This is a genomic window from Methylobacterium sp. JK268 (genome assembly GCF_054052225.1).
Genome location: NZ_JBSVZN010000002.1, coordinates 185,314 through 203,173 on the forward strand (window position 1 = coordinate 185,314; position 17,860 = coordinate 203,173).

Here is a 17,860-nt window from a genome sequence, read left to right on the forward strand (position 1 = left end):
GCCGCCGACCCGACGTTCTGGCGGACATCACACTCGAGCCTGGAGGCTGCCATGCGCGTCCCGACCCTCACCCTGGCGATCCTGACCGGCCTCGCGGCGGTCCCGGCGCTCGCCGAGGACGTCACCGTCATTCGCCGCGACGCGCCGGTCGAGCGCTCGACCGTGATCGAGAAGCGCTCCGTCGAGACCACCGGAACCGTCGGCGGCTGCGAGACGAAGACCGTTCGCAAGGAGAACGAGTTCGGCGATTCCAAGACCGTCCGCAGCGAGCGCTGCGACTGACGCGCCCGGCGGAGTGCGCGGTCCGGGCGGCGGGGTGTGCCGTCGCCGGGTAGCGCCGGGCGTTCGGACCGCCCGGCGCCTCCGCCTCACTTCAGGAGGCGCGAGAGGGCCTTGCCGGCCGGCGTGGCGAGTTCCTTGGCGTCGATCTTGCCGTCTCCGTCCGGGTCGGCGGCCTTGAAGCGGGCCTCGACCAGGGCGAGGTACTCGTCCTTGGTGAGCGTGCCGTCGTTGTCCGGATCGGCGGCCTTCAGCTCCTTACGGCTGAGCCGGCCCTTCAGCTCCTTGGCATCGACCGTGGCGTCCCCGTCCTTCTCGGCGGCGTCGAAGACCTTGGAGGCGGCAGCCTTCGCCTCGGCGAGGTCGATGGTGCCGTCGGAATCGGTGTCCACCGCGCTGAGCGTGCGCTCGGCGGCCTTCGGCTTCGCCTCCGCCGCGGCGGTCCCGAGCAGCGGCATGGCGGCGACGAGTCCCGCCACAAGAACGGTTCGGCCCAGTGAAGTCATTCTCGAAACCTTTCACGTATCGCGCCCGTGGAGCGACGGCCGCATCCCTGGGGAAGCCGCGCCGTTGCACTCGCGCGCCAACATAGGCGTGGGATGACGGGATGCAAGCGCCCGGCCCTCATGAACTCGGCCGCTCGGCCAGGACCTTGTCGACGCGGCGGCCGTCCATGTCGACCACTTCGAAGCGCCAGCCCTGGCGCTCGAAGGCGTCGCCCGCGCTCGGGATGCGGCCGAGTTCGGAGATCACGTAGCCCGCCAGGGTCGAGTAGTCGTCGGTGTCGGGCGGGTCGCTGAAGCCGAGGCGCTCGAAGGCCTCCACGGCCGGCATCATGCCGTCGATCAGCAGCGAGCCGTCCTGCCGCTCCACCACCATCGGCTCCTCGTCCTCGGCGTCCGGGATGTCGCCCGCGATGGCCTCCAGGAGGTCGGTCTGCGTCACGAGCCCTTCGAGGTTGCCGTACTCGTCGACCACGATCGCCATGCGCACGGGCTTGGCCTTGAAGGTCTCCAGCACCCGCAGGATCGGCATCGCCTCGTGCACCACGATCGGCTCGCGGATCAGGGCCGGGATCTCCGGATCGGCGCCGTCGAGGAGGCTGTTGAGGAGGTCCTGCTTGCGAAGGATCCCGACGATCTCGTGGATCTCGCCGCGGCTCGCCACCAGCGCCTCGTGCCGGCAAGCGCGCACCCGCTCCAGGATCTCCGCCCGGGGCTCCTCCACGTCGATCCAGTCGACCTCGTGGCGGGGGGTCATGATGTCCCGGATGCGCCGCTCGCCGATGCCGAAGATGCGGGCCACCGCCTCCTGCTGCGCCTCCTGGATCAGCCCCGCCTCCTGGCTGGCGGCGACGAGGAGCGTCAGTTCCGCGGGCGAGTGCAGGGAATCCTCCCCCGTCCCGGGCTGCAGGCCGAACAGGCGCAGGACGCCGTTGCCGAGCCCGTTGAGGAAGGCGATGGCCGGCCGGAACACGATGAGGAACAGGCGCAGCGGCCGCACCACCGCCAGGGCCGTCCGCTCGCTGCGCTGCAGGGCGAGGCTCTTGGGCGCCAACTCCCCCAGGACGATGTGCAGGGCTGTGATCACCACGAAGGACGCCGCCACGGCGATCGCGTGCGCGCTCGCGGCGCCGAACGGCGCGGGAAGCCAGGCGAGGAGCGGCTCCACGAGATGCGCCAGCGCGGGTTCGCCGACCCAGCCGAGGGCGAGCGACGAGATCGTGATACCGAGCTGCGTCGCGGCGAGATGCGCGTCGAGGTGATCGGTCGCCCGCTGCAGCGCGACGGCGTTGGTCCGCTTCTCCGCCACGAGTTCCTGGATCCGGCTGCGCCGCACCGCCACGAGGGCGAATTCGGCCGCCACGAAGAATCCGTTCGCGAAGACCAGGAACACGACGGCGAACAGGCCGAGACCCGTTCCCCAAGCACTGTCGGAAAAAATCCTCGCCTCCCGTGAAGCGCCCCGACGGAACCTCGGCAGGTCGTCGCGCGCCCCTCATACCGTGTCTTGCCCCCGCTGGGCTACGGCCTGTCGGGCGGAGCGGGCCTCAGAGGACGACCTGCTCGTTGAAGGTCTCGGGCCGGAACGGGAGCTTGAAGAGGACCGCGATCCCGCCGTCGAGGTGCCTCACCACCGTCGCGAAGCGCTTGCCCACCGTCACCACCGCCCCAACGGCGGGCTGCGCCTCGAGCGAGACCGCGGCGCCCGACATCGACAGGTCGATCAGCGTCCCGGCGATCAGCGCGCCGTCCGGCAGCTTCACCTGCACGGCCTTGGTGACCGGCACGATGCGGGCGTCGCCGCGCTGCTCGATCACGCCGTTCGCCCGCGCGGCGAGCCAGTCGAGACGGGCCGCGATCCGGGCCCGCCGCTCAGGGGTCACCGCGATCCCGACGGTGAAGCCCGTGGGGGTGAGCGCGCGGATCACGCCCGTGATGGCGCCGATCGCATCGAGGTAGATCGTGACCCGGTCGCCGAGCAGCCCCGGCCACGGGGCGAGGATGTCGGCCTCCGTGGTCGACAGGGTGCGGGTCTCGCAGGCGTGCTCGTCGCCGTTCGGGAGCAGGTAGCGGCCGGCGATGCGGAGCGGCACGACCGGCGGGTCCCGGGGTGGAGCGGGTGGCGGGATGACCTGTCCGAACGTCTGCACCCTGTACCCCCGACCTGTCCTCGTCCGCGACGTCCCCAACGCGGGCCCGGATCCGACCGCCGGCGTCCATTCTCCGCCGCGAGCCTTGCAAAATGGTTGTCGGCACTGTCGCATTTCAGGTCGTGTCGCGGCGCGCCGGCGGTCGCAGCGGCGCCCGGCCCCCGCAACATCGCCTCCGGTCGTGATCAGAGCCATTGTTTTTCGCGAAGAATCGTCGTTTCTGTGAAAACAAAGGGTCGATTCGTGCAACTCAATGAGACTTGACGCTTCGACGCTGATGGCCGTGACCATGTTCGTCACGCTGATCGTCGGCCTCTTGTTCCTCTTGTCGTGGCGCCAAGCGCGCCAGACGCCGGCCCTGGCGCATTGGGGCGCCGCGCACCTGCTCGGGGCGCTGGGCTCCGCGCTCATCTCGGGCCGCGGCCAGATCCCCGATCTGCTGTCGATCGGTCTCGCCAACGCGGTCATCCTGGGGGGCTACGGCCTGATCTGGAGTGGGGCGCGCAGCTTCGAGGGGCGCGGTACGCCCGGCGCCGCGCTCCTCGCCGGTCCGCTCCTGTGGGCCGCCTGCTGCCTCGTTCCGGCCTTCTACGCCTCGATGACCGCGCGGATCGTCCTGGCGTCGGCGCTCGCCTCCCTGTTCTGCGGCCTCACCGCATTCGAGCTCTGGCGGGGCCGCGGCGAGCGCCTCGTCTCGCGGGGGCCCGCGGCGCTGGCGATGGGCAGCGAGAGCCTCCTCTACCTCGTCCGCATCCCGGTCTCGCTCGCGCTGCCGCTCCCGGTGCCGAACCCGATCGACAGCCCCTGGGTGGCGATCCTGTGCTTCGCGGCCCTGCTCTACGCGGTCGCCACCGCCTTCCTGTTCATGGCGCTCGCCAAGGAGCGTCTCGAATGGGGCGAGCGCATGCGCGCCCTCACGGACCCGCTGACGGGCGTCCGCAACAGGCGGGGGCTGGAGGAGGGCGGCGACGCGCTCCTGGCCGCGGGCGGGGCGACGCTGCTGCTGTTCGACCTCGACCACTTCAAGCGGGTGAACGACACCTACGGGCACGCGGTGGGGGACGCCGTGCTCATCGGGTTCTGCGCCGCCGCCCGCGCGCTTCTGCCGCCGCGCGCCGTGCTGGGCCGCCTGGGCGGAGAGGAATTCGTCTGCCTGCTGCCGGCCGACGTCGCGGCCGGGCCGGTCGCCGAGCGGATCCGCCGGGCGGTCGCCTCCTCGCGCCCGGCGGAGCCGCCGGACCTGCGGGTCACGGTCAGCGTCGGCGCCGCCCGGGGCGGGCTCCCCTTCGACGGTTTGCTCGCGCGGGCCGACCGCGCCCTCTACGAGGCCAAGCGTCGGGGCCGCAACCGCGTGGTCTGGGACGAGCCTGCGCCCGGGCCGGGCCGCGGCCTCAGCGTCGCTTCATGATCTCGGCGAGCGCCGCCTCCTCGGCCGCCGAGAGTTCGGCGCCGGGCGCGGGGCGGCGGCGGCGGGCGCGCTGCCAGAGCCCGAGGCCGCCGAGCAGCAGCACGGCGGGCGGGGTCAGCCAGAGCAGGGCCGTGTGCCAGGCCAGGACCGGGCGCAGCAGCACGAATTCGCCGTAGCGCCGCACCACGTAGTCGACCACGGCCCGGTCGTCGTCTCCCTGCCGCAGGCGCTCGCGCACGATCAGGCGCAGGTCGCGGGCGAGGGGCGCGTCCGAATCGTCGATGGACTGGTTCTGGCAGACGAGGCAGCGCAGGCCGGACGAGATCGAGCGGGCGCGGGCCTCGAGCTGGCGGTCCGGCATCACCTCGTCCGGCTGCACCGCGCGGGCGGCGGGCGCGAGGGTGAGGAGACCCAGGAGGGCGGCGAGGGCGAAGCGGCGCATCGGCCTATTCCGCCGGGACGGCCGCGGCCGCCGTCGGGGCGCGCCGTCGTGCCGGCGCGCCGATCCGGAAGCGCCGGTCGGTGAGCGAGAGGCCGCCGCCGAGCGCCATCACCACGGCGCCGAGCCAGATCAGCAGGACCAGCGGCTTGTAGTAGAGGCGGATGCCGACGGACCCGTCCGCCTGCGTCTCGCCGACGCTCGCGTAGACCTGGCTCGCGCCGATGGTGAGCAGGCTCGCCTCGCTCACCGCCATGTTGCGGGCCCCGAAGAAGCGCTTGCCGGGATCGAGGGCGCCGACCAGCCCGCCGTCGGGGGCGGTGATGGCGAGCTGCGCCACGGTCTCGGTGTAGTTCGGACCGGTGCGCGGCACCACGCCCGACAGCGTCGCGGTGTAGGGTCCGGCGGTGATCCGGCCGCCGCGCGGCACGGTGGCGAGGGCCTCGACGCTCCAGGCCTGGGCGGCGATGCCGATCACGGTCAGGCCCACCCCCGCATGCGCCAGCGCCGTGCCCCAGGCGGAGCGGGGCAGGCCCGCGGCCCGGCGCAGCGACAGGCCGAGCGAACTCCCCCGCGCGCGGGTGGCGATCTCCATGGCGGCGCCGACCATCAGGTAGGCGCCGAGCCCGATCCCGAGGGGGGCCGCGACGGGGCCGCCGCCCCGCAGGGCGACGAGGGCGAGCGTCACCAGGATCCCGGCCCCGATCCCGATCAGCAGCCGCTGGGCCGCGGCCCCGACGTCGCCGCGCTTCCAGGCGAGGGTCTGGCCGAAGGGCACGAGCAGCAGCAGCGGCACCGCCAGAGGCAGGAAGGTGAGGTTGAAGAAGGGCGCGCCCACCGAGATCTTCTCGGTGGTGAGCGATTCGAGTACCAGCGGGTAGAGGGTGCCGACCAGCACCGTGGCGCAGGCGGCTGACAGGAACAGGTTGTTGAGGACGAGGGCGCCCTCGCGGGAGATCGGCGCGAAGATCCCGCCCTGCCGCAGGGCCGGCGCCCGGAAGGCGAACAGGGTGAGCGAACCGCCGATGAACAGGACGAGGATCGCCAGGATGAAGGTGCCGCGCGCCGGGTCCGTGGCGAAGGTGTGCACCGAGGTCAACACGCCCGAGCGCACCAGGAAGGTCCCGAGGAGCGACAGCGAGAAGGTCAGGATGGCGAGGAGGACCGTCCAGACCTTGAGCGCGTCGCGTTTCTCCATGACCACGGTCGAGTGGATCAGCGCCGTGCCGGCGAGCCAGGGCATCAGCGAGGCGTTCTCGACAGGGTCCCAGAACCACCAGCCGCCCCAGCCGAGTTCGTAGTAGGCCCAGTACGACCCCATCGCGATGCCGACCGTCAGGAAGCACCACGCGACCAGGGTCCAGGGCCGCACCGCCCGCGCCCAGACCGCGTCGATGCGCCCCTCCAGCAGGGCCGCGATGGCGAAGGCGAAGGTGATCGAGAAGCCGACATAGCCGAGGTAGAGGAGCGGCGGGTGGATCGCGAGGCCGGGGTCCTGCAGGATCGGGTTGAGGTCGCGTCCCTCGGCGGGCGCGGGCGACAGGCGGGCGAAGGGGTTCGAGGTCGTCAGGATGAAGAGCAGGAACACGAAGGTGATGGTCGCCTGCACCCCGAGCGTGTTCGCCCGCAGCACCGGCGGGACCGCGTCGCGGGCGAGCGCCACGATCGCGCCGAACAGCGTCAGGATGAGCACCCAGAGGAGCATCGAGCCCTCGTGGTTCCCCCAGACGCCGGAGATCTTGTAGACCAGCGGCTTCAGGGAGTGGGAATTCTCGAAGACGTTCTGGACCGAGAAGTCCGACGTCACGTGCGCGAGGGTGAGCGCGACGAACGCGAAGGCGATGCAGCAGAAGCTCGCGAGCGCGGCCGGCACCGCGACGCCGCGCAGCACCGGGTCGCGGGCGCGGGCCGCCCAGACCGGCATCACCGCCTGCGCCAGGGACAGGGCGAGCGCCAGCGCCAGCGCGTAGTGACCAGCCTCGATCAGCAAGGGCGTCGCCTCATCGCAGGATTGCGGCGTGGCCCGGCCGGGCCCGCTCGCGGCGTTGTAGTCCGGTTGCAGCCGCGCGCCGCCACGATGTTTCGCCGCATGGAGGCGCGATCACCGCGACGGCGACGGTTCCCCGCTCGCCGTGAGGGGGGTTGCGGTCCTGGGCGTCGAAGCCTTCCCGGTTCCCTCCTGCCAGCGGCCGGACTTCTTGAGCGCGTCCGCGACCTCGCGGGGCATGTAGGTCTCGTCGTGCTTGGCGAGCACCGTGTCGGCGCGGAAGACGCCGGCCGAGTCGAGCGCGCCCTCGGCGACGACGCCCTGCCCCTCGCGAAACAGGTCGGGAAGCAGGCCCCGGTAGTGGACGGGCACGCTGGAGGCGGTGTCGGTCACCGTGAAGGTGACCTCGTGGTCGGGGCCGCGCGTCAGCGAGCCGTCCTGGACCAGGCCGCCGAGGCGGAAGCGGATGCCGGGTGCCACCGCCTCGCGGGCGATCTCGCCGGGGGAGCGGAAGAACACGATCGTCCCGCTCATCGCCCAGAGCACCAGGCCGAGCGCCACTGCCAGCACCGCACCGCAGGTCCCAATGAACACCAGCCGGCGCTGCTTACGCGTCATGCGCGGTCCTCCCCCAGGGCTCCAGAACGGGACTTCGGTCGCATTCGCAGGGCCCTGGCGCGTTTTCGCGCATTCCTCTCGCCTCGACTAGCCGAAGATTGTCGCGTGTCACTGCGACCCGTGCTCCCGCAACGTCAAGGCGAGGACAGGCCGAGGTCCTTGGCCACCGCCTCGACGGGGCCGGCCCGGTCCCCGAGCGCCGCCCGGGCCCGGTCGAGGGCCGCGCCGGCCTTGGCGCGATCGCCGAGCACGCCGTAGGAGCGCACCAGCCGCGCCCATTCCTCGGGGCTGCCGCCCTGGGCGGTCAGCCGCTCGTCGAGCCCCGCAACCATACCGCGGATCGCGCCGAGTTGCTCGTCCGACAGGGCCGGCTTGTCCGGGCCGGCGGGCGCGCTCCCGTCGAGCCTGCGGATGGCGTCGCGCAGCATCGGCAGCCAGGGTGCGTTGGGCGGGGAGGATTCCGCGAGCGCGCGATAGCGGGTGAGGGCGAGGTCGTGGTCGCCGTCCTGCTCCGCGGCGCGGGCGAGGTAGAAGCGCGGCTTTACGCCGGTCGGGTCGGCCTTCAGCGACCGCTCGAAGGCGTCGCGCGCCTTGGCGGAGACCACGCCGTCGCCCGCGGCGACCAGCGCCTCGCCGTAATCGGCGAGGCGCGGCGCCGCATCCCCGAGCAGGGTCAGGGCGGATTCGTAGGCCTTAACGGCATCCTCGGTGCGGCCGAGGCGCAGGTAGACCGGGGCCAAGACCTCCCAGCCGCGACCGTCGTTCGGTTGCTTGGCGAGGTGCCCCTCGATCTGCGCGATGCTGGCGGCCAGATCCTGGCCTGGGTCCCGCCCGGCGGCGAGGCGCTCGGCTTGGGGCTGCGCCGGCAGCCCGGGCGAGCCGTAGAGGCCGTAGACGATCAGCGCCACCAGCGGCACGGTCGAGAGCGCGAAGGCCGAGGCGGCCCGGCGGTGGCGCAGGGCGGGTTCGCCCACGGCCGCCTCGCCCGCGGGGCGGAGCGTGCGGCTCGCCCGCAGCAGGCGCCGCGCCGCCTCCGCACGGGCCGCCTCCGCTTCCCCACGCGCGAGGAGGCCACGTGCGGCGTCGCGCTCGATGTCCCGCAGCTGATCCTCGTAGAAGCCGGTCTCCGTCGCGAGGACGGCGCCCGCGCCGTCCTCCGGAAGGGCAGGGCCGCCCCGGCGCGACAGCGGCCAGAGCAGGGCGAGAACCGCCGCCGCCGTCATCAGCGCGAAGAGGAACCAGATCGCGGTCATTCCGCCGGTCTAGCGGTCGCGCTCGGGCGGCACGATCGGGACCGGCGGCGACACGGTGTCACGCGAGGCCGATCCGAGTCCGTCCCGCCGATTGCAAGGCTGCGTCCCGGCCCGACGATGCTGCGTTGCGAAACGCGCACCGCGGTGCAACGTTATCCGTACGTCCGCGCCGGCCCGAAGACGGGTCGGGGCCCCCGAGCGGAATGCGTCATCCCATGCCCGAGTCTCTCCTCAGTCCCGCCCGGCGGACGGGCGAAGGCGCCGCGCCGCGTCACCCGGCCCTCGCGCTCGTCGCGCTCGCGACCGGCGGCTTCGCCATCGGCACCACCGAGTTCGCCGCGATGAGCCTCGTGCCGGACTTCTCGCCCGACCTCGGCATCGACGCGCCGACGGCGGGCCACGTGATCAGCGCCTACGCACTCGGCGTCGTGGTCGGCGCTCCGGTGATCGCGGTGCTCGCCGCGCGTATCGCCCGGCGGACGCTGCTCGTCGGCCTGATGCTCCTGTTCGCGTTCGGCAACCTGCTCTCGGCGATGGCGCCGAGCTACCCGGCGATGCTCGCCTTCCGGTTCCTCGCCGGGCTGCCGCACGGGGCCTATTTCGGCGTCGCGGCCCTGGTGGCCGCCTCCCTGGTGCCGGCCGACCGCCGGGCGCAGGCGGTGGCGCGGGTGCTCGCCGGCCTCACGGTGGCGACGATCGTCGGCGTGCCGCTGGCAAACCTGATCGGCCAGTGGGCCGGCTGGCGCTGGAGCTTCGCCCTGGTCGCCGGGCTCGCGCTCCTCACCGCTCTCCTGGTGCGCCTGCTGGCGCCGCTCGGCCCCCCCGAGGCCGGGGCGAGCGCCTTGCGCGAACTCGGCGCGCTGCGCCGGGGACAGGTCTGGCTCACGCTCGCCACCGGCGCGGTCGGGTTCGGCGGGCTATTCGCGGTCTACACCTACCTCGCCTCGACGCTCCTCACCGTCACGGGCGTCGCGCCCGGGATGGTGCCGCTCTTCCTGGCCCTGTTCGGCCTCGGCCTGACGATCGGCAATCTCGCCTGCGCCTGGGCAGCGGACCGGGCGCAGATGCCGGCGGCGGGCCTGACCCTGGTGTGGAGCGCCGCGGCGCTGGCGCTCTACCCGGCGGCGACCGGAACGCCCTGGACCCTGGGACTGGTCGTGTTCCTGATCGGCTGCGGCGGCGGGCTCGCGACCATCCTGCAGACCCGCCTGATGGACGTCGCCGAGGACGCCCAGACCCTCGCCGCCGCCCTGAACCACTCGGCCTTCAACACCGCGAACGCCCTCGGGCCCTGGCTCGCCGGCCTCGCCCTGGCGCGGGGCTACGGGCTCCCGACGACCGGCCTCGTGGGCGCCGCGCTGGCGGTGGCCGGCCTCGTCATCTGGGGCCTGTCCCTCGCCCTCGACCGCGCGCGGGTGCTGCGCCCGGAGGCGGCGGAGTAGGGCCGGAATTTCGAGATGCTCAAGGGAGCCGTCATCTCGGGTCTGCCCGATTGGAGCGACGCGTCAGCACCCTGGGCCGTGAGTATCAGCTCAACGGATTGAGAAGACACAACACGCCTCATGCTGAGGTGCGCTCCAGGCGCGTTCGACGGATGGACCCGTCGCGGAGCACGACAAGGCCTTGCCGAAGCGTTCGAGTCAGGTCCGCGGGCTGGCGTCGCCCGGGATCTCCACCACCGCCCGCAGGCCGCCGAGGCTCGCCGCTTCGAGGCGCAGGCGCCCGCGATAGAGGGTCGCGAGATCCGCGACGATCGACAGGCCGAGGCCCGAGCCCGGCTTGGTCTCGTCCAGGCGGCGGCCGCGAGCGAGCACCGCGACCCGCGCCTCCGGCGGCAACCCCGGCCCGTCATCCTCCACCGTCACGATGAGGTGCGGGTAGTCCCCCTGGCCGATCACCTCCGCGCGGACCGCCACGCGCGAGGCCGCCCATTTCGAGGCGTTGTCGACGAGGTTGCCGATCATCTCCTCGAAATCCTGGCGCTCGCCGCGAAACCGCAGGCCGGGCGTGACCGTCGCCTCGAAGGCGAGCGTCTTGTCCCGGTAGATCTTGCCGAAGGTGCGGATCAGCGCGGCCACCACCGGCTCCACGTCCGTGAAGGTGCCGAGCGCCCCGACCAGCGCGGCGGCCCGGGCGCGGTCGAGGTGGTAGTTCACCTGGTCGCGCATGATCGCGGTCTGCTCGCGGATCTTGCCCGCGAGTTCGCTCGACGCGTCCACCGCCTCGACCTCGTTGACGATGATGCTGAGCGGCGTCTTCAGGGCATGGGCGAGGTTGCCGACCTGCGTGCGCGCCCGCTCCAGGATCTCGCGGTTGGTCTCCAGGAGCAGGTTCACCTCGCCGGCGAGCGGGGCGATGTCCCGCGGGTACTCGCCCGAGATCCGGTCCGCCTCGCCGCGCCGGATCGCCCCGAGGGCCGCCCGGAGCTTGATCAGCGGCGCGAGGCCGAAGCGGATCTGCAGCAGGGTGGTGAGGCCGAGCGAGAGGCCGAGCATCGCGAAGGTCGTCGTCACCGCCATGGTGAAGCGGCGCATGTCCGAGTCGATCTCGTCGGAGGGGCCGGCCACCCGCACGATGTAGCGGCCCTCCTCGCCGAGATCGACGGTCCGCTCGATGATGCGGAGGGGCCGCTCGTCCTGGGCGCGGCCGTAGCCCTTGCGCAGCTGTCCGGCGCCGGCCTCGCCGACCGCGTTGTCGGGGGGCGGCAGCGGCACGCCGACGAGGGAGCGCGAGGTGCGCAGGTCTCGCGGCTTGGCGTTCGGGCGGCCCACCTGCCAGTACCAGCCCGAGAGCGGCAGGTCGAAGCGCGGGTCGCCGAGCGTCCCGAACGCCTTGCCCTCCGTGTCTCCCGGCGAGACGAGGTTCGTGGCGAGGTCGTTGGCGTAGACGATCAGGCGGCTGTCGAAGGCGCGCTCGGTGGTCTCCCGGTAGAGCGTCGACAGGATCAGGCCCGCGATGAGCAGGATCAGGGCGCTCGCCAGCAGCGCCGAGACCGCGAGGCGCACGGCGATCGAGCGCCGCCGCCAGGGCCGCAGCAGGGGCGCGCGGGCGGGCGCGGCGGCCTGCGCGTCCGGGCCGACGCTGCCGGCGACGCCGCGGGCGGGCGCGTTCACGGCGCGGCCGGGCCGGCCCCGGACTCGATCAGGTAGCCGAGGCCCCGCACGGTCTGGATCAGATCGACGGCGAGCTTCTTGCGCAGGCGCCCGACGAAGACCTCGATCGTGTTCGAATCCCGGTCGAAATCCTGGTCGTAGAGGTGCTCGGTGAGTTCCGCTCGCGACACCACCCGGCCCGTGTGGTGCATCAGGTAGGAGAGCAGCCGGTACTCGTGTGAGGTCAGCTTGACCGGGCTGCCGTCGACGAAGACGCGGCCCGAGCGGGTGTCGAGGGTGACCGGGCCGGCGCTGATCTGGCTCGACGCGTGGCCCGCCGCCCGGCGCAGGATCGCCCGCACGCGGGCGAGCAGCTCCTCCATGTGGAAGGGCTTGGTGACGTAGTCGTCCGCCCCCGCGTCGAAGCCGTTGACCTTGTCGCTCCAGCGGTCGCGGGCGGTGAGGATGATCACCGGGGTCTTCACCTGCGCCCGGCGCCAGCCCGACAGCACCGAGACCCCGTCCTGCTTGGGCAGGCCCATGTCGAGGATGATGCAGTCGTAGGGCTCGGTCTCGCCCAGATAGGCGCCCTCCTCGCCATCGAAGGCCTTGTCCACGGCGTAGCCCGCCTGCTCCAGGGCGGTCACCACCTGCCGGTTGAGATCCCGATCATCCTCGACGACGAGCAGACGCACGATCAGCCTCGCTCCGCTTGATCCGTGACGGCCGGGCCGGCCGGACGTTCACCACTGGCCGGACACTTGCCCCGACCGGGCATCCACCATGACGTGCACGAATTGTCCGTCGCGGCGCAAGGCGGTCAGCATGTAGACCAGCGCCTCGTCGCGGCGACAGAGATTCGCCCTCACGATGTCGGCCCGCGGCACCGCCGCGCGGGCGGCCCGGATCGCCGCCACCGGTTCGACCACGCGCTTCTCCGCCACCGCCTCGCGCATGTCCGCGGGCGTCAGGCAGGTCTGCGCGACCTGCGACAGCCGGACCGTCTGGGCCGGCGCCGCAACGGTCCCGGTCTCGCCCGCGTCCTGGGCGAGCGCGTACCAGCCCATCACACCGATGAGGCCGGCCGCTCCCAGGAACGGTATGAGATCCGCGTGGCGCATGATCGGGACAATCGCGGCGAAGCACTGAATGCGGCCTGAATGATGCCGGGCGCTCGACCCCGCCGACCGCCCGTCCCGCACTCGCGGACAGGGTTAGCGATCGGTTAAGGTGTTCCGCGGAGCGTGGCCGGGATCGGCGGAGGCGGGCACATGGGCGGGATGCGGGGGCAACGCGCGGCGCTGGCGCTGACCGGGATCCTCGCCGCCTGGGCCGCCCACGGCCAGGAAGCCGGCGCGCCCCTCGTCCTGCGGATCCGCCCGCAGCCCGAACCCGCCGTCGTGGCCGGGCCGGGGGCGGAAGGTTCGGGTGCGGAGGACGCCGCGGAGGGCCTGCGCCGGGCCGAGGCGGCCCGGGCCGCCTTCGAGGCCCGCGTGACGGCCCGCGCCCAGCGCGCCATCGCGTCGGTCTGCACCGGGTGCCTCGTCCCGGAGACGGTCGTCGCTTCCGTGTTCGAGACGCCCCCTCGGTGATGCGGCGGCACCCGCGAGGGTGCGTCCCATGCCCTCGATGGCGCGGACAGGAGACGTCCTCGACGCCGGAGGGGCGCCCCAGCCACACGATAGGGATAGCCGATCATGACCTGTCTCGGACAAGGGTCCTGGCCTGCGGCCGGCATTCTCTGGGCCGCGCTGCTGGCGGGGGCGGCCCCGTCGCCGGCCGGTGCCGTCGCGGGTGGCCGGGACGATCCCGACGGCCGGCTGGCGCGCGCCAGCGTGATGGTTCTGTCCTCGCGGGGCGGCGTCTGCAGCGGGATCGTGCTCGCGCCGACGGTCGTTCTGACGGCGGCCCACTGCGCCGCCGCGCGCCTGGAGCATCGCATCCACTTCCGCGACGCGGCCGGCGAGCCGGTCCTCCTGCCCGTCGCCGACACCGCCGTTCATCCCGGCTACGACGCGGGCGCCGTCGCGGGGCGCCGCCGCTCCGTGGATCTCGCCCTAATGCGCGTCGCCGCGCCGCTCCCGGCCCGCTTCGCGCCGGCCCCGCTCTCCGGCGCCGGGCCGCGCCCCGGCGCGACCCTCGGCCTCGGGGGCTACGGGGTCGCGCGGCCCGGCGATCCGCGCAGCAGCGGCACCTTCCGCCTCGCTGCGCTCCCGGTGGTCGAGCCCTACGGGCCGAGCCGGATCCTGGTCTGGCTGCGTGCGCCCGACGGGCGGGCCGGCGCCTGCGAAGGCGATTCCGGTGGTCCGATCGGGGAGGGGGAGCGGGTGGTCGCGGTCACCACCTGGACGAGCGGCCCCGGCGGATGCGGTGGATTCTCGCAAGGTGTGCTCGTCGGACCACAGCGCGACTGGTTCGATGCGATCCTGTCCCGATGGGGCGTCGCCGCGCGCTGGGAGTGACTGGTCTCTAGGGGAGCCGGCCGGGTTTGCCTGCCCATTCCGGTGCTCAAAGCCTCACGACTTCGTTGACGATCCTCGTGCAAGCTAGGGGAACCCGCGCGGGGCGGCGAGACTTCCCTTGTCGAGCGTGGCCGGAGGCTCCACAGTTCACCCATGCGCTTCGACCCGATTCGACTCAGATCTCTCCTCTCCAAAGTCGTTCTGGCCGCCGGTCTCGGCGCCCTCCTGGGCACCGGCAGCGCGAAGGCCGTCGTCCTCGGCGAGATCGAGCGGGACCCGAACGGGTTGCGCGGCTCGGTGGTGCGCATCGAGAGCACCACCGGGGAGATGTGCTCCGGCTCGCTCATCGATCAGGACCTCGTGCTGACCGCCGCGCATTGCGTGATGCACAAGGCCGGGTACTGGGTCGTGGTGACCGACCGGAGTTTCCACCAGCGGCGCCTGCGCGCGATCGCGGCGGCAATGCATCCCGACTTCGTGGCGGGCACCACGCCCGAGGATCAGCCCGGCACCGACCTGGCGATCCTGAAGCTCAGCGAGCGCCTGGGTCCCGATTTCCAGCCGCTGCCCACGCGGGGCGGCGGCGGCATCTCGGCGGGGGATCCGGTGGCGATCGCGGGCTACGGCGTGGTGGCGGAGAACCGCCGCGGCACCGCCCGGGTGCTGCGCCAGGCGCGGCTCGTCTCCCTCGGCGACCTCCAGGTCGCCAACACGGTGACGGTGGTGGCCGACCGGCGCAGCCTCGCCGAGACCGCCGGGGCCGGCGCCTGCCTGGGCGATTCCGGCGGGCCGATCCTCAAGGGCGGTCCGGGGAGCTACGAACTCGTGGGGGTCGTCAGCTGGTCGAGCGGCGCCGCGCAGCAGGGCCGCGTGCGCACCGCCTGCGGCGGCTTCACGGCGGTGACGCCGATCGGCCGCCACAGCGACTGGATCTCCGCCCGCGCCGCCGACCTCTCGCGCTACCAGACCGGCGAGGCGGTGCCGACCCGCAGCCTGCGCGGGAACCCCGCCGACTGGACCGGCGGGCACTGAGCCCGGAGCGAGCTTGACGGCAGCGACGGCGGGCTTCTATCCCGCCGGACATTCCGGGAGCCCGTCCGATGACTAATGCCGTTCTCCTCGTCGCGCGGATCTGCGTCGTGGCGCTGTTCCTCTGGTCCGGCTTCGGCAAGCTGATGAACCCCGGAGGCGTGACCGCGGCGCTCGCCGGCAAGGGGCTACCCGTCCCGCAGGTGCTCGCCTACCTCACCATCGCGGCCGAACTCGGCCTCGGGCTGCTGATCGCGCTCGGCCTCTACGCCAGGGCCGCCGCCGTGGCGCTGGCGGCCTTCACCGCTCTCACGGTCGTGTTCTTTCACAATTTCTGGACGATGACCGGCGAGGCGGTCAGGACCAATCAGATCCAGGCGCTGAAGAACCTGTCGATCATCGGCGCCCTCTTGATCGTCGCCGCCGTCGGTCCGGGCCGTTTCGCCGTGAATCAGCGCTGAGGCCGGGCGGCTCCGCCGGAACGGGGCCGCCATCGGCACGTTGAACGGCCTCAACGGGAGAGCTTCGGCAGGACGGGCGAAACACACATGGCCGCAGACACATCGTCGCCCGGCGAGCCGGGTCCGCCGGCCGCGATCAGCCCGGCCTTCCGCGCCTTCGCGGAGGGCGCGCCGCTGCCGATCTGGCGCACCGACCCCCAGGCCCGCTGCATCTACGTCAACCCCGCCTGGCTCACCTTCCGCGGGCGCGCGGTGGAGGACGAACTCGGCCACGGCTGGCGGGACGGAGTGCACCCGGAGGACCGGGCCTCTCACGACGCGGTGCTGTCGAGCGCGCACGGCGACCGGACCAGCTTCACGGCCGAGTACCGCCTGCGCCGCCACGACGGCGACTTCCGCTGGATGCTGGGTCAGGGCACGCCGCTCTTCGAGGAGGGTCAGTTCCAGGGCTATTGCGGCTCCTGCTTCGACATCACCGACCGTCGCCGGGCGGAGGAGCACGCCGCCCACGCCGCCGCCGAGAAGGAGGCCCTGCTGGCGGAGGTGTATCACCGCGTCCGCAACAATCTCCAGGTGATGGTGAGTCTCATCGGCCTCTACGGCCGCGCGGCGCCGCGGGAATGCCGGCCCGCCTTCGACGCGCTGGGACAGCGCGTGCGGGCCATCGCCCTCGTGCAGCAGCACCTGCACGAGGCACCGGCCATCGCCAGCATCGATCTCGTCGACTACCTGCAGCGGCTCGCCCGCGGCCTCGCCCAGCTCCGCCGGGCGGGGCGCATCGTCGTCGAGGTCTCCGCCGAGGAGACGGCGCTGGTGCGGCCCCGCACCGCCAACGCGCTGGGCATGATCCTGGCGGAGGTGGTGGCGGAGGGGCTCGACGCGACCGCCGAGACCACGACCGCCTTCACCTCCGTGCTGATCCCGGCCGCGTCGTCGCCCGGCGAGCCGCCCCGGGTCCGGATCATCTCCGGGGGCATCGGCGCGGCGACGGCGACGGCCGCGCCCCCGAAGCTCGGTCCCCGCCTGATCGCCGCCTACGCGTCCCAGGCCGAGATCGCCGCCAGCGGCGAGGCCTCCGCGGCGTCGCCTCTGGAACTGCGGCTCCCGGCCGAGCCCTGACGGGGCGGGTGGCGGGCGGCCCCGCGCGCGCCTATATCCCGGCGTGACCTGAGGATTCCCGCCCGCCATGCTGCCGCCCATCGCCGAGATCGTGGACAACTTCGCGTTCCTGGAGGAGTGGGAGGACCGTCACCAATACCTCATGGAGCTCGGCCGCAAGCTGCCGCCCATGGCGCCGGAGGCGCACAGCGAGGCCAACAAGGTGCGCGGCTGCGTCAGCCAGGTCTGGCTCGAGACGCGGGTCGACCGGTCCTCGGGTACCCCGCGGCTGCACTTCCTCGGCGACAGCGACGCGCACATCACCAAGGGCGTGGTCGCGGTGCTGATCGCCTTCTTCGATGGCCGCACGGCCGCGGACGCGGCCGAGGCGGACGCGCTCGGCCTGTTCCAGCAGCTCGGCCTGTCCGAGCACCTGACGGCGCAGCGCTCGAATGGCGCGCGCGCGATGATGGAGCGCATCCGGTCGGACGCCGCCCGGGTGGTGGCCGAGGCAGCCTGACGAGACGCACCTTCGGGTCCTTGGTTCCCTAAGGTAATGATGCCATCATAATCCGGCGTTTGCGCTGCGCACGATGTATTACATCGTCGCCCGGATCCATCAGAAGCTGTGCATCGCGCCGGCTAGGGCTGTGGGCTTCGTGGATTGACTGTCAAAAATGTCGAACGTCGTGGTGTTAGTCGAAGCTGCAGACGCAAAGACAGGAAGGCGCGGGCCTTACAAGAGGTAAGAGGTTGTTCAAAGATGGCAGAGGCGCTCGCGTGGCTCACGGCCCTTGTCATCGTAATTGCACTCTGGTTGGCGATCCCAGTCGCACTTCGAATCACAGAGACGGTTCCGTCTGACATCCCACCAGAGGCCTTCTTCGTCGCGGTGGCGCCGCCGTGGTTCTATCTCGCCGTTCCATTTAATGCACTAGTCACCTTTTGCTTTATCTCGGCAGCTGTGATCCGGGGGGTCGTCCTCGCTGTTTGTTTGGGTTGGAGGCGCTTCGCTAGGAAATGAAACTAGCCCACTCCCCAGGCATCGCACGCCTTGCCCCGGACGCCGCGGGGCGTCACA

Annotated in this window: 19 protein-coding genes; 9 read left to right on the forward strand and 10 right to left on the reverse strand. The window is 72.5% G+C overall.

Annotated elements, in window-relative coordinates; translation table 11 throughout:
* Nucleotides 1-51 precede the first annotated feature (51 nt).
* Nucleotides 52-282: a hypothetical protein gene (locus ACW9J6_RS02805; RefSeq protein ID WP_457114903.1), complete on the forward strand. Its 231-nt coding sequence runs from the start codon at nt 52-54 to the stop codon at nt 280-282.
* Between the two features lie 86 nt (nt 283-368).
* Here ACW9J6_RS02805 and ACW9J6_RS02810 read toward each other — a convergent pair whose 3' ends face one another.
* The 3 genes from ACW9J6_RS02810 to ACW9J6_RS02820 all read right to left on the reverse strand — a co-directional run bounded on the left by ACW9J6_RS02810 (nt 369) and on the right by ACW9J6_RS02820 (nt 2,875).
* Nucleotides 369-737 carry an EF-hand domain-containing protein gene (locus tag ACW9J6_RS02810; protein ID WP_457115111.1) on the reverse strand — a complete coding sequence of 123 codons (369 nt, stop codon included), beginning with the start codon at nt 735-737 and terminating at the stop codon, nt 369-371.
* Between the two features lie 166 nt (nt 738-903).
* Complete coding sequence (locus ACW9J6_RS02815; protein WP_457115112.1) at nt 904-2,223, reverse strand: hemolysin family protein; 1,320 nt, start codon at nt 2,221-2,223, stop codon at nt 904-906.
* 106 nt (nt 2,224-2,329) lie between these two features.
* Complete coding sequence (locus ACW9J6_RS02820) at nt 2,330-2,875, reverse strand: PilZ domain-containing protein (protein WP_457114904.1); 546 nt, start codon at nt 2,873-2,875, stop codon at nt 2,330-2,332.
* A 310-nt stretch (nt 2,876-3,185) separates the two neighbouring features.
* Between ACW9J6_RS02820 and ACW9J6_RS02825 the strand changes: the two genes are divergently transcribed.
* Complete coding sequence (locus tag ACW9J6_RS02825; protein WP_457114905.1) at nt 3,186-4,340, forward strand: diguanylate cyclase; 1,155 nt, start codon at nt 3,186-3,188, stop codon at nt 4,338-4,340.
* On the opposite strand, the gene ACW9J6_RS02830 is transcribed toward ACW9J6_RS02825, so the two are convergent.
* From ACW9J6_RS02830 to ccmI, 4 genes are all read right to left on the reverse strand, one after another.
* A complete protein-coding gene (locus tag ACW9J6_RS02830; protein ID WP_457114906.1) occupies nt 4,324-4,782 on the reverse strand; it encodes a cytochrome c-type biogenesis protein in 459 nt (152 codons plus the stop codon). The genes ACW9J6_RS02825 and ACW9J6_RS02830 overlap by 17 nt on opposite strands.
* Before the next feature lie 4 nt (nt 4,783-4,786).
* The gene (locus ACW9J6_RS02835; RefSeq protein ID WP_457114907.1) at nt 4,787-6,769 is read right to left on the reverse strand and encodes a heme lyase CcmF/NrfE family subunit; all 1,983 of its coding nucleotides are present in this window, start codon (nt 6,767-6,769) and stop codon (nt 4,787-4,789) included.
* Nucleotides 6,770-6,880: 111 nt separating this feature from the next.
* Entirely contained in the window at nt 6,881-7,384 is a 504-nt protein-coding gene (gene ccmE, locus ACW9J6_RS02840) for a cytochrome c maturation protein CcmE (RefSeq protein ID WP_457114908.1), read from the reverse strand.
* Nucleotides 7,385-7,518: 134 nt separating this feature from the next.
* A complete protein-coding gene (gene ccmI / locus ACW9J6_RS02845; protein ID WP_457114909.1) occupies nt 7,519-8,637 on the reverse strand; it encodes a c-type cytochrome biogenesis protein CcmI in 1,119 nt (372 codons plus the stop codon).
* A gap of 215 nt (nt 8,638-8,852) precedes the next feature.
* On the opposite strand from ccmI, the gene ACW9J6_RS02850 reads away from it, so the two are divergent.
* The gene (locus ACW9J6_RS02850; protein WP_457114910.1) at nt 8,853-10,079 is read left to right on the forward strand and encodes an MFS transporter; all 1,227 of its coding nucleotides are present in this window, start codon (nt 8,853-8,855) and stop codon (nt 10,077-10,079) included.
* 198 nt (nt 10,080-10,277) lie between these two features.
* On the opposite strand, the gene ACW9J6_RS02855 is transcribed toward ACW9J6_RS02850, so the two are convergent.
* The 3 genes from ACW9J6_RS02855 to ACW9J6_RS02865 are packed head-to-tail and all read right to left on the reverse strand — an operon-like array spanning nt 10,278 to nt 12,850.
* Nucleotides 10,278-11,750 carry a sensor histidine kinase gene (locus ACW9J6_RS02855; RefSeq protein ID WP_457114911.1) on the reverse strand — a complete coding sequence of 491 codons (1,473 nt, stop codon included), beginning with the start codon at nt 11,748-11,750 and terminating at the stop codon, nt 10,278-10,280.
* Complete coding sequence (locus ACW9J6_RS02860; RefSeq protein WP_457114912.1) at nt 11,747-12,424, reverse strand: response regulator transcription factor; 678 nt, start codon at nt 12,422-12,424, stop codon at nt 11,747-11,749. The genes ACW9J6_RS02855 and ACW9J6_RS02860 overlap by 4 nt, the downstream gene beginning before the upstream one ends.
* Before the next feature lie 48 nt (nt 12,425-12,472).
* Complete coding sequence (locus tag ACW9J6_RS02865; protein WP_457114913.1) at nt 12,473-12,850, reverse strand: PepSY domain-containing protein; 378 nt, start codon at nt 12,848-12,850, stop codon at nt 12,473-12,475.
* 150 nt (nt 12,851-13,000) lie between these two features.
* On the opposite strand from ACW9J6_RS02865, the gene ACW9J6_RS02870 reads away from it, so the two are divergent.
* From ACW9J6_RS02870 to ACW9J6_RS02895, 6 genes are all read left to right on the forward strand, one after another.
* Nucleotides 13,001-13,321 carry a hypothetical protein gene (locus ACW9J6_RS02870; RefSeq protein ID WP_457114914.1) on the forward strand — a complete coding sequence of 107 codons (321 nt, stop codon included), beginning with the start codon at nt 13,001-13,003 and terminating at the stop codon, nt 13,319-13,321.
* 105 nt (nt 13,322-13,426) lie between these two features.
* The gene (locus ACW9J6_RS02875) at nt 13,427-14,191 is read left to right on the forward strand and encodes a S1 family peptidase (RefSeq protein WP_457114915.1); all 765 of its coding nucleotides are present in this window, start codon (nt 13,427-13,429) and stop codon (nt 14,189-14,191) included.
* 153 nt (nt 14,192-14,344) lie between these two features.
* A complete protein-coding gene (locus tag ACW9J6_RS02880) occupies nt 14,345-15,223 on the forward strand; it encodes a S1 family peptidase (protein ID WP_457114916.1) in 879 nt (292 codons plus the stop codon).
* A 68-nt stretch (nt 15,224-15,291) separates the two neighbouring features.
* Entirely contained in the window at nt 15,292-15,681 is a 390-nt protein-coding gene (locus ACW9J6_RS02885; RefSeq protein WP_457114917.1) for a DoxX family protein, read from the forward strand.
* 87 nt (nt 15,682-15,768) lie between these two features.
* Nucleotides 15,769-16,800 carry a PAS domain S-box protein gene (locus ACW9J6_RS02890; RefSeq protein ID WP_457114918.1) on the forward strand — a complete coding sequence of 344 codons (1,032 nt, stop codon included), beginning with the start codon at nt 15,769-15,771 and terminating at the stop codon, nt 16,798-16,800.
* Nucleotides 16,801-16,867: 67 nt separating this feature from the next.
* Nucleotides 16,868-17,299: a SufE family protein gene (locus ACW9J6_RS02895; protein WP_457114919.1), complete on the forward strand. Its 432-nt coding sequence runs from the start codon at nt 16,868-16,870 to the stop codon at nt 17,297-17,299.
* Nucleotides 17,300-17,860: the final 561 nt, after the last annotated feature.